Origin of the sequence: Halomonas sp. SL1 (genome assembly GCF_003030865.2) — a bacterium.
Classification (GTDB): domain Bacteria; phylum Pseudomonadota; class Gammaproteobacteria; order Pseudomonadales; family Halomonadaceae; genus Halomonas; species Halomonas halophila.
Genome location: NZ_PYUQ02000022.1, coordinates 71,418 through 81,151, shown reverse-complemented (window position 1 = coordinate 81,151; position 9,734 = coordinate 71,418). Strand labels below are relative to the sequence as shown.

Genomic DNA, 9,734 nt, shown 5'->3' with positions numbered 1-9,734 from the left:
CGGCTCCAGGCCTCAGCGGAAGGTGTGTTCAGCGGCCGGTTACGAGCGAGATAGGTAGGAGGCCGGAGCATGTCAATACAATGATCACCAAAACACAGTCGAATCTCCGCCCCCCGGAATTAGCTTACGTAGGGGGCTTGGGCAATACCGCCTGAGATTACTCCTGCTCAGCCACTGCTGAGCATTCGACCGCTATGGCCTGCAGAACCTGGTGGTGACAGCCAGTCAGCAACGCCTCTCCTCCTGCCATCAGAACTACCACTTTCATCACTCGCTCTGCATCAACATGCTGGTCATGGCGAGGTCATAACGCTCATGTTGACGGTTCTTGCGTGAAGCTTACCTTGATTAAGTACATTTCATAATAATTCCAGAGCAAGGAGCCGACATGACCATCTCTCATCCTCCCCCGCTCCGCACCCGCGTCAAACGGGCATCCTGGGCTTTGGTTGCCGGCTTCAGTCTGACTGCACTGTCTGGCTGCGAGACGATGGGCGAGATGAACCCCGACACGCTCGGCACCCTGATTGGAGGAAGTGCCGGGGCGCTTGTGGGCTCGCAGGTCGGAGGTGGAAGCGGTCGCCTTGTAGCCACAGGGGTCGGTACCATTGCGGGGGCCTTGATCGGGCGCGAGATTGCCCGACACCTGAGTCGCTCTGGCCAGCAGGAGATGGTGGATGCCAACCAGCGAGCCTTAGAGACCGGGCAGCCCCAATCCTGGGAAGACCCCGAAACCGGTGCCAGAGGTCAGACCGAGGTCACTCAGCGTTCCACCCAGCGCCGCGAGGTACCGGTCAGCGTCAAGCGCGATCGCGTCGATGAGATGCCGCCCATCGACCTGATCGGCTCCAGTTATCGTGCCACCGCCAGCAGTAACGTACGCGGTGGCCCGAGCACCGAGTACCGCAGCGTCGGCTCGCTTGCCGCCGGTCAGAGCGTACATGTGGTGGGCAAGGTGGAGGACCGCGATTGGTATCTGATCGCCGAGGAGGGGGCTGCAGATGGTTTCGTGGCCACCCGGCTGCTGACGCCTGCGCCTCAGCAGCCGCAGAGTCCCCCGGTTACCGGCGGAGAGGGGGAGGTCATGCTGGTGCAGGCGGAGCGTACCTGTAGCGTCAACACTACCCGGGTCACCGAGCCGGACGGTTCCGTGGCCGAAGATCGCATCCGGATCTGCGAGGGACCGGATGGCTATGTGATCGAGGAAGCCTGAGCTCGCAGTGGAGGTGTCATGATGATGGGGGTCACCCTGTTTCCCTTCGCTGCGGTCGTGCTGGCGCTGCTCGGCCTTGCGCCGTCCGATGCCCGGGCTGCCGAGCGCAGCGTCGCCCGCATGGGCGAGCTAAGGGCCGTCGTCAGCGAGCCTGACTGGTGCGGCCAGACGGTGGCGGTGCGTGTACAGGCTACTCGAGCAGAGGCGCTGACCGAGGATACCCGACAACTACAGCGCCTAGCCGGTGGCGTTCGCCAGATCCTAGGCCTCGAGTGCCCCAACCTCCAGCAGCTGCAGCTCACGGGGGTAGCCAATGGCCAGATTGTAGGACGCTGGACGCATCTTGCTAACGGTAGACTGCGGGCAAGCGCGACGTCCGATACGGTCGCTCAGCAGGCGGCTCAACCGCTTGCGCTCACCGAGCCATTAAGTCGTGCGCAGATAGCCGAGCTCCAGCGTCGCTTGAGCCAGCTCGGCTACCGGCCCGGCCCGGTCGATGGGCTGATGGGCCGGAGAACTACCCGGGCGATCCGCGCCTATCAGGCCGCCAACGGCCTCCCGCAGACGGGCCAGCCGGCGATCGCGCTGGCGCATATGCGGGGTGCCACCGCGGGGGGCAGCGCGGTGCAGGGCGGCTCGGCGGCCACGATAGCCGGCGTCGAGAGCGCGCCGCTCAACGGCGAGGAGGCCTACCCGGCCCTGCTGCGGCACTATATTCGCGCACATCCCGAGGCCGTTGACGATCCGGCCTTTCTGCCCTATTTCGCCGGCTACGAGTGCCGCGCGCAGGGCTGGCGAGGCAACCTGAACCCCTTCGAGCTGCGTGAGGTCAAGGACGCCGCGCGCCGGCGCCTAGCGGCCATGCGCGCCGAGCTTGGCGGAGGAGAGGCCATGCCGGGCGCGCGGATCGCCTTCACGGCTCGCCTGCGGCTGGCGGACTATGACTTCGAGCGCCAGAGCTTTCCCATCCTGCCGCACGGCTCCATCGAGGGCCAGATTCGGCCGGGGGATTTCTGCCAGAGCGTGGCGCGCCAGGAAGGCTTGCGGCTGCACGACCAGAAGGCGTTTCCCTCCGCGTTCCGAGTTACCCTGCCGGCCGGCGAGCAGGCGCTCGAAGCGGCCGGCGTGGCCGCGCTGCTGGGCGGCCGGCTCGCCATGCCGTCAGGTGCCGCCGAGGAGCTCTACGCCTCGGACTTTCCGAACATTTCGGTGATCGTCACCGGCCGCGTCGAAGGGGTGACCCGCGCGACCCAGGGCCATAGCCTGGTGCAGCTGCGCCCGCTGAAGGCCGAGGTGAGAACGCCAGGCAATCCCCAGTATTCCCGCCAGCTGGCCGTGCTGGGGGCCGACGCCCTGACCCTGCCCGAACCGCAGTCCGCCGGCGACGACGCGCCCGTGGTTGCCGACAGCCTACAGGGGGCCGATCTGACGGGTAGCGCTCTGCTGGTCTCGGCCCTGCATGAGTCACCGGCGCTGCTCGATGACCCACGCACCGCGGCGCGATACGCCTACTGGGACGGTGAACGGGGCTGCATTCCTGAGGCCAACCTGCGTGGCAAGGCCAACGCCGAATTCGAGCGCCAGCGCCTGCTGGAGGCGGCGCCGCAGCGCGCCGCGAGCAAACTGGCGGAGGCTTCTGTCCATAATCGCTTCCACGCTACCAGCGAGGGCGAGCTGCAGGAATACGACACCGAGCGCGGCGCGTTCGGCTTGCGCATACGCCTTTCCAGCGGCCGCCCCGATGATGCAACGGAGCGGTTTCGCTTCAGCGTTACTGATCGGGCGCGCATTCCCGATTGCGTTACCAGAGATGGTCCCGATCTGCCCCGGTTCAACAGTGTCGAGATCCGCGATGAAGGGCTGCTGGCCGCGGTGCCGAAGGCGGCCGGCCCGGCAGAACAGCTGGTCAAGGCCAACCCTGAACGTCAGGTCTCGATCCAGCTCGAGCTGCGCCTCGTGGGGTTCGAGCGCGCCTACGGCAAGATTCAGGGCGCCCGCATGGAGCTACTGCGCGGCCGCGTCTTCGACGCCGTGAGCGGAGAGCTGCTCAAGGAGGTCACCCTCGAGCAGGTCAACGCGGCCCGGCCTGCGTCCTCACTCTGGGAGGACTACGCCGAGCTTGACTACCGGGCGCTGTTTCTGCATCTGGTGCGCGGTCGTCCCGCCCTGGCCGAGCGCAGCGACTATGTCGACGCCTACATGCGCGTGGAGGCGTGCAATCGCGTGCGCGACGCCGAGGGCAATCCCATTACCATGGCTCGGCTGCAGCAGGAGTTCCGCACTCAACTCGCGGAGGCAGTGGAGATGACGGGCCGCCGGTACGTGCGGGTGGCGTTCCCCAACGAAGTGCTTGGCCAGTATGACATGGACGCCGAGCGTTTCCCCTTTACCTCGAGGCGTGGCGATATCAGCTTCTATCGCCAGGTGCACAGCTACCAGTTGAACCGTTACTGCCGACCCGGTGACGACTCCGAAGTGCCGCAGGCCTTTAGCCTGGCACTCGATGGCATGGAGCCCTTAATCGAGGCAGGGCTGCCGATGGAGTCGAAAACGGCCGAGACGTTCCTCGAGCGCTTCAATGGGCGCAAGGATGGCCGTGAGCGGCAGGTCACGATCGAGGTGCTGGCGAGCCTTGGAACGCCGCCGGCGCCGGGTGCCGAACAGGCATCGGAGAGTACTGCCATGCCGGCGACCGTGCATGCCATGCGGGTGCTGGACCGCAAGGATGACAGTGTGCTCTTCCAGGCCGGCGAGTTGCCGGGCGAAGACGGCACCGAGGTCGTTGAAGCCGAAGCGCAGGCCCTACCCCCCGGCGCTGCGCCGACAGAGGTGTCGGCCGTTGATCTAGACGCTTCTCCTGAGCGTGAATCTCTTGCCCTGGTGGGGGTAAGCCTGGGCATGGAGGCCGAGCAGGCCCGGCAGGCCTTGACCGAACGCTTCTCTTCCGAGGCGATCTCCTGGCCGGACGAGCAAACTATCGCCGCTGAGGAGGGAAACTGTCTCTACCACGGCATCACAGACCCCCGGCTGGCCGAAGAGGTCGGGGCCGCGTGCGCTAAGGCTGAGTTCAACGAAGACGGCCTGGTTCGTCATGTCTATGTGCGTAATGTTGTGGAAGGAGAGCAAACAGCAGCACTGGAGGAACTGCTGGTCTCACGATTCGGCTCACCAGGCGATCGTGTGAAAGACGCTGAGACTGAGACGCTGATTTTGGCCTGGGGCGACCCACTGGCGGCGCCGCCAGAGGTATTCGGGCGAAGTGTCTCGGCCGGTCAATCGCTACTGACTCTCGAGGGTCGCATCAGCGAGGCCCATGGTCTGACACTGGTGGCACTGCGTCTGGATGCACCACCTCCTGAATCTGCTGCACCGGAGGCCGAGGTGCCGGAGATTCGTTTCTAGCTGGCCGTTGCTTATCTAAACAGGAGTGGCTCCCGGCCGGGAGGGGGAGAGCTACAGTCTTAATAAGCTGGTCCAAGCAGCGGATGTCTGTCCGCTGCAGATGTGGCGTATTGAGGTCGGAGTTTGGCTGAAGAAGGCAGAGCCTCCATTTTCTGAATGGTAAGTAGCGCGAGTGTGCAACAAGCTTGGTTGTCGAAAAACGGATTTAGGCCTTGGTGGCTAGCGTCTCCGGGTCAAGGCGCTCGAGCGGGTAGGGCAGCTGCAGGCGCTTGAACTGCTGGCCGTCGACGCTGAGCGGTTCGGGGGCTTCCTTGGTGCTCATCACCGCGAGCACCTCCGGCTGGCCGTAGGCGTCGAGCTCGGCGCACAGCACCTCACCGAGGCTCTTGCCGTTGGCATCCACCACCGCGCTGCCCTCGGCGGGCAGTCGCTCGCCCTCGAGCTGGCCGCGCACCAGGCGCTTCTTCACCTGACCGCGGAAGTGCGCCCGGGCCACGACTTCCTGGCCGGTATAGCAGCCCTTCTTGAAGCTGATGCCGCCGAGCGCCTCCCAGTTGAGCATCTGCGGCAGATGGGCGTCGGCCTGGTCGGCGTTCAGCCAGGCCATCCCGGCCTGGATGTCGTGCAGGCGCCAGACGGCGTTGTCGACTGGGGTGGTCTGATCTGCCAGCGACTGCCAGATGGCTTCGGCGCGCTCGGCGGGCAGACAGGCCAGCAGGCGAGGGCGCGGCCCGGGATGGGCGAGCAGCTGAAGGTCGTCGCCGTTGGCCTGATGCCAGGCCGTGGGTGGCCGCACGTCCAGGCGCGCCTCGGCCACTGCCGGCGCCTCGCGCCCGATCAGTCCGATCAGCGCCAGGTCGTCGCGGACCGTGAGCTCGGCCTTGTAGAAGGGCGCGAACTTCCTGAGATGGTCGTGCAGGCCCTGCACCAGGCTGCGATGCATCAGCAGCCGGTAGTGGCCCTCGGCCACGCGCCACAGCTGGGCGTTGGCCAGCATCCGGCCCTTGGGCGTGCAGAAGCTGGTCAGCGGCGCGAAGGCGCCGTCGGCCAGCGATACCTGGGCGCTGGTCTGGCCCTGCAGGAAACCTTCGGCGTCGGCGCCGCTGACATCGAGGATGCCCAGATGGACCAGCGGCGTCATCACGGTGGCGTCCATGGCGAGATGTGCCTGGTCCGGCGTCTCGAAGACGAGGCGCGTGTCGTCTTTCCGGCGGCCGCCGAGGCGGTCGAGCCAATCATTCATGTGGGATCTTCCTCGTCTCTTTCCTTAGGCCTTTGCTCCCCCGAGATGAGGGCGTCGGGGCGTCAATGCAACCGCTGCCGGGCCCCGAGGCGGCATGCTAGACTCGTGCCGTTCCCATCCAGCCGACCGGAGAGCCAGCCCATGGCCCAGCAGAGCCTCACCTTCAAGGGCGTCGAGAACGCCGATCAGGTCAATCGCATCACCACCGCCCTGATGATGCTCGACGGCGTCGAGAGTGTCGAGGTCGGTCGCCACGGCGCCGAGGTCGACGGCCGCGCGCGTCGCGAGGCGCTGATTCAGGCCGTCAAGAAGCTGGGGCTCGGCATCCAGGTGTCGTGATGAAGCCGCCGATCCGTGTCACCAGTCAGCGCGATCGCGTCTTCCGCCAGCGGGTCGAGCTCGAGGGTGCGGAGGACCTGTTCGTCGACGTGCCCGAGGCCTTCGGCGGCGAGGGCAGCGCGCCGGATCCCCACGACTACTTCGACCTGTCGCTGGGCGCCTGCAAGGCGATCACCGCCCAGATGTACGCACGGCGCAAGGAATGGCCGCTGGCAGGCGTCGAGGTGACGGTCAATCGCGATGAACGCGAGGAGCGCCGCGGCGTCTATCGTCTGGAGGTCGTCATGGCTTTCCTCGGCGATCTCGACGACGACCAGCGGGCGCGGCTCGAGGAAATCAGCGACAAGTGCCCGATCCACCGCCTGATGACCGCCGCCACGGTGGAGATCACCACCCGGCAGCGCGACTGAGCCCCAGATTCATGTGACCTGCCGTCACTGAGACCAGGAGACCCGATGAGCAAGGCATTCCGACTCGAGTCCAAGTACCGGCCCGCCGGCGACCAGCCCACGGCCATCCAGGGCCTGGTCAACGGGCTCGATGCGGGGCTTGCCCACCAGACGCTGCTCGGCGTGACCGGTTCGGGCAAGACCTACACCATGGCCAACGTGGTCGAGCGCCTGCAGCGTCCGACCATCGTCATGGCGCCCAACAAGACGCTGGCGGCCCAGCTCTACGGCGAGTTCAAGTCGTTCTTCCCCGACAACGCCGTGGAATACTTCGTCTCCTACTACGACTACTACCAGCCCGAGGCCTACGTGCCGTCCTCGGACACCTTCATCGAGAAGGACGCCTCGATCAACGACCACATCGAGCAGATGCGGCTGTCGGCGACCAAGGCGCTGCTCGAGCGTCGCGACGCCCTGATCGTGGTCTCGGTGTCGGCCATCTACGGCCTCGGCGATCCCGATCAGTACCTGAAGATGCGCCTGCACTTCAATCGCGGCGAGCTGATCGACCAGCGGGCCTTCCTGCGCCGCCTGGCGGAGCTGCAGTACACCCGCAACGACCTGGACTTCAAGCGCGGCACCTACCGGGTGCGCGGCGACGTGATCGACATCTTCCCGGCCGACGCCGAGGACGAGGCGGTGCGGGTGGAGCTGTTCGACGACGAGATCGACGGCATTAGCCTGTTCGACCCGCTGACCGGCGAGGTCCGCGGCAAGGTCCCGCGCATGACGATCTACCCGAAGTCGCACTACGTCACGCCCCGCGAGACCATCATGGGCGCCATCGACCGCATCAAGGAGGAACTCGCGGAGCGGCTGGCCTTCATGCGCCAGCACGATAAGCTGGTGGAGGCACAGCGCCTCGAGCAGCGCACCCTCTATGACATCGAGATGATGCTCGAGCTCGGCTATTGCAACGGCATCGAGAACTACTCGCGCTATCTCTCGGGCCGCGAGCCGGGCCAGGCGCCGCCGACCTTCTTCGACTACCTGCCCGGCGACGCGCTGCTGTTCATCGACGAGTCCCACGTCAGCGTTCCTCAGGTGGGCGGCATGTACAAGGGCGACCGCTCGCGCAAGGAGACCCTGGTCGAGTATGGCTTCCGGCTGCCCTCGGCGCTGGACAACCGCCCGATGAAGTTCGAGGAGTGGGAGCGGATCAGCCCGCAGACGGTCTTCGTCTCGGCCACGCCCGGCCCCTACGAGGCCGAGCACGCCGGTCAGGTGGTCGAGCAGGTGGTGCGGCCCACCGGGCTGCTCGACCCCGAGCTCGAGGTGCGCCCGGCCTCCACCCAGGTCGACGACCTGCTGTCGGAGATCCGCGAGCGCACCGCGGTGGAGGAGCGGGTGCTGGTCACCACCCTGACCAAGCGCATGGCCGAGGACCTCACCGAGTACCTCGACGAGCACGACGTGCGGGTGCGCTACCTGCACTCCGATATCGACACCGTGGAGCGGGTCGAGATCATCCGCGACCTGCGCCTCGGCAAGTTCGACGTGCTGGTGGGCATCAACCTGCTGCGCGAGGGCCTCGACATTCCCGAGGTGTCGCTGGTGGCCATCCTCGACGCCGACAAGGAAGGCTTCCTGCGCAACGAGCGCTCGCTGATCCAGACCATCGGCCGGGCGGCGCGCAACGCCCACGGCAAGGCGGTGCTCTACGCCGACCGCATCACCGACTCCATGCGCCGCGCCATGGACGAGACCGAGCGTCGCCGGGCCAAGCAGATCGCCCACAACGAGGAACACGGCATCGTGCCGGAGACGGTGCATCGCTCGGTGGCCGACATCCTCGAGGCCGCCGAGGCCCCGGGGCGCAAGGGCAAGGGCCGCAAGAACGAGCGCAAGGTGGCCGAGGGTTCGGCGGTCTACGATCCGAACGATCTGGGACCGGCCGAGCTGGCGAAGGAAATCACCCGGCTGGAGGACGCCATGTCAGAGGCCGCCCAGAACCTCGAATTCGAGGAGGCCGCGCGGCTGCGCGACCGGCTGCTGGAGCTCAAGGAGCGTCAGCTCGCGGTCGGCTAGGCGTGACGGGTGTGTATGGAAGGCGTTAGCAAGGAGCAAACATGCCGGAAGGACCCGAGATCCGTCGGGCGGCGGATGCGCTGCACGATCACATCGCCGGGCGTCGCCTCGACGACGCCTGGTTCGCGTTTCCCGAGCTGGCGGACCAGGCCGGCTCGCTGATCGGCCGCGAGGTGAGGGCGGTCGACAGCTGGGGCAAGGCGCTGCTGACCCGCTTCGACGACGGTCGAGTGCTTTATTCCCACAACCAGCTCTATGGCGTGTGGAAGCTCCACGACGCCGAGCGCGAGCCCGATACCCAACGCTCGTTGCGCGTTCGCCTGACCGCCGGGGATCGCATGGCGAGCCTCTACAGCGCCTCTGACGTGTCGCTGTGGGAAGAAGGGCGCCTGCACGAGCATCCCTTCCTGTCGCGACTCGGTCCCGATCTGCTGACCCATGAGGTGACGGTCGACACCATCGTCGAGCGGCTGATGGACCCGCGCTGGCGCGGACGCCGCCTGGGCGGCCTGCTGCTGGACCAGTCCCTGGTCGCGGGGCTCGGCAACTACCTGCGCTCGGAGATCCTGTTCTTCGCCGCGCTCTCCCATCGGGTCCGGCCGGTCGACCTGAGCGACGATGAGCGTCGTCAGCTGGCCGAGCAGATGCTGGCGCTGACGCGGCGCTCCTACGAGACCGGCGGGGTGACCAACCGCGACGACTGGGCCGCCGCCGACCGTCGCGAGGGACGTAGCCGCAGACGCTGGCGCTTCGCCGCCTTCGAGCGTGAAGGCCTGCCGTGCCATCGCTGCGAGCGGCTGATCGAGAAGCTCAGCGTGGCCTCAAGGCGGCTCTATCGCTGCCCGTCCTGCCAGCCGGACTGAGCCTTACGAGGCTCTCGGGGGAAGCGTATACCGTTATCTCGCATTTTCCTTACCTCGCTAACCTCGGTGGCGCTGCCGCAGGAAGGCAAGTGCGATATAATGCCTGCCCGTTCGAGCCCGCCACCGGTTTCCGGCCGCAGGCGTCTGCCGGATCAGCGTTGAGTCCGGCATCTGCCTTGAGAAGCGGGCGTGTCGAC

The 9,734-nt window shown here is 66.5% G+C and carries 7 protein-coding genes; 6 read left to right on the top strand and 1 reads right to left on the bottom strand.

What is annotated here, in order from left to right:
• The first annotated feature begins 388 nt into the window (after positions 1-388).
• Together C9J49_RS15200 and C9J49_RS15195 are read left to right on the top strand one after the other, a co-directional pair.
• Positions 389-1,213, top strand: coding sequence for an SH3 domain-containing protein (locus tag C9J49_RS15200; RefSeq protein ID WP_107181925.1), 825 nt, complete (start codon positions 389-391; stop codon positions 1,211-1,213).
• Between the two features lie 18 nt (positions 1,214-1,231).
• On the top strand, positions 1,232-4,615 hold the full coding sequence (locus tag C9J49_RS15195) for a peptidoglycan-binding protein (RefSeq protein ID WP_107181924.1): 3,384 nt from the start codon (positions 1,232-1,234) through the stop codon (positions 4,613-4,615).
• 205 nt (positions 4,616-4,820) lie between these two features.
• On the opposite strand, the gene C9J49_RS15190 is transcribed toward C9J49_RS15195, so the two are convergent.
• Complete coding sequence (locus C9J49_RS15190) at positions 4,821-5,858, bottom strand: folate-binding protein YgfZ (RefSeq protein WP_082090842.1); 1,038 nt, start codon at positions 5,856-5,858, stop codon at positions 4,821-4,823.
• 141 nt (positions 5,859-5,999) lie between these two features.
• Between C9J49_RS15190 and C9J49_RS15185 the strand changes: the two genes are divergently transcribed.
• From C9J49_RS15185 to nei, 4 genes are read left to right on the top strand one after another with little or no spacing between them, the layout of a single operon-like run.
• Positions 6,000-6,197, top strand: coding sequence for a hypothetical protein (locus tag C9J49_RS15185; protein ID WP_046078719.1), 198 nt, complete (start codon positions 6,000-6,002; stop codon positions 6,195-6,197).
• A complete protein-coding gene (locus C9J49_RS15180; protein WP_046078718.1) occupies positions 6,197-6,607 on the top strand; it encodes an OsmC family protein in 411 nt (136 codons plus the stop codon). Before C9J49_RS15185 ends, C9J49_RS15180 begins: the two co-directional genes overlap by 1 nt.
• A gap of 45 nt (positions 6,608-6,652) precedes the next feature.
• Positions 6,653-8,674, top strand: a complete 2,022-nt coding sequence (gene uvrB / locus C9J49_RS15175) for an excinuclease ABC subunit UvrB (protein ID WP_107181923.1) — start codon at positions 6,653-6,655, stop codon at positions 8,672-8,674.
• Between the two features lie 41 nt (positions 8,675-8,715).
• Positions 8,716-9,537 (top strand): endonuclease VIII, encoded by an 822-nt coding sequence (gene nei / locus C9J49_RS15170; protein ID WP_046078716.1) that lies wholly within the window; start codon positions 8,716-8,718, stop codon positions 9,535-9,537.
• Positions 9,538-9,734 lie beyond the last annotated feature (197 nt).

Excerpts from the sequence above, each read along its gene's own strand:
- C9J49_RS15200 (WP_107181925.1), top strand. The coding sequence starts at position 389 with ATGACCATCTCTCATCCTCCCCCGCTCCGCACCCGCGTCAAACGGGCA.
- uvrB (WP_107181923.1), top strand. The coding sequence starts at position 6,653 with ATGAGCAAGGCATTCCGACTCGAGTCCAAGTACCGGCCCGCCGGCGAC.
- nei (WP_046078716.1), top strand. The coding sequence starts at position 8,716 with ATGCCGGAAGGACCCGAGATCCGTCGGGCGGCGGATGCGCTGCACGAT.
- C9J49_RS15180 (WP_046078718.1), top strand. The coding sequence starts at position 6,197 with ATGAAGCCGCCGATCCGTGTCACCAGTCAGCGCGATCGCGTCTTCCGC.
- C9J49_RS15190 (WP_082090842.1), bottom strand. The coding sequence starts at position 5,858 with ATGAATGATTGGCTCGACCGCCTCGGCGGCCGCCGGAAAGACGACACG.
- C9J49_RS15195 (WP_107181924.1), top strand. The coding sequence starts at position 1,232 with ATGATGATGGGGGTCACCCTGTTTCCCTTCGCTGCGGTCGTGCTGGCG.
- C9J49_RS15185 (WP_046078719.1), top strand. The coding sequence starts at position 6,000 with ATGGCCCAGCAGAGCCTCACCTTCAAGGGCGTCGAGAACGCCGATCAG.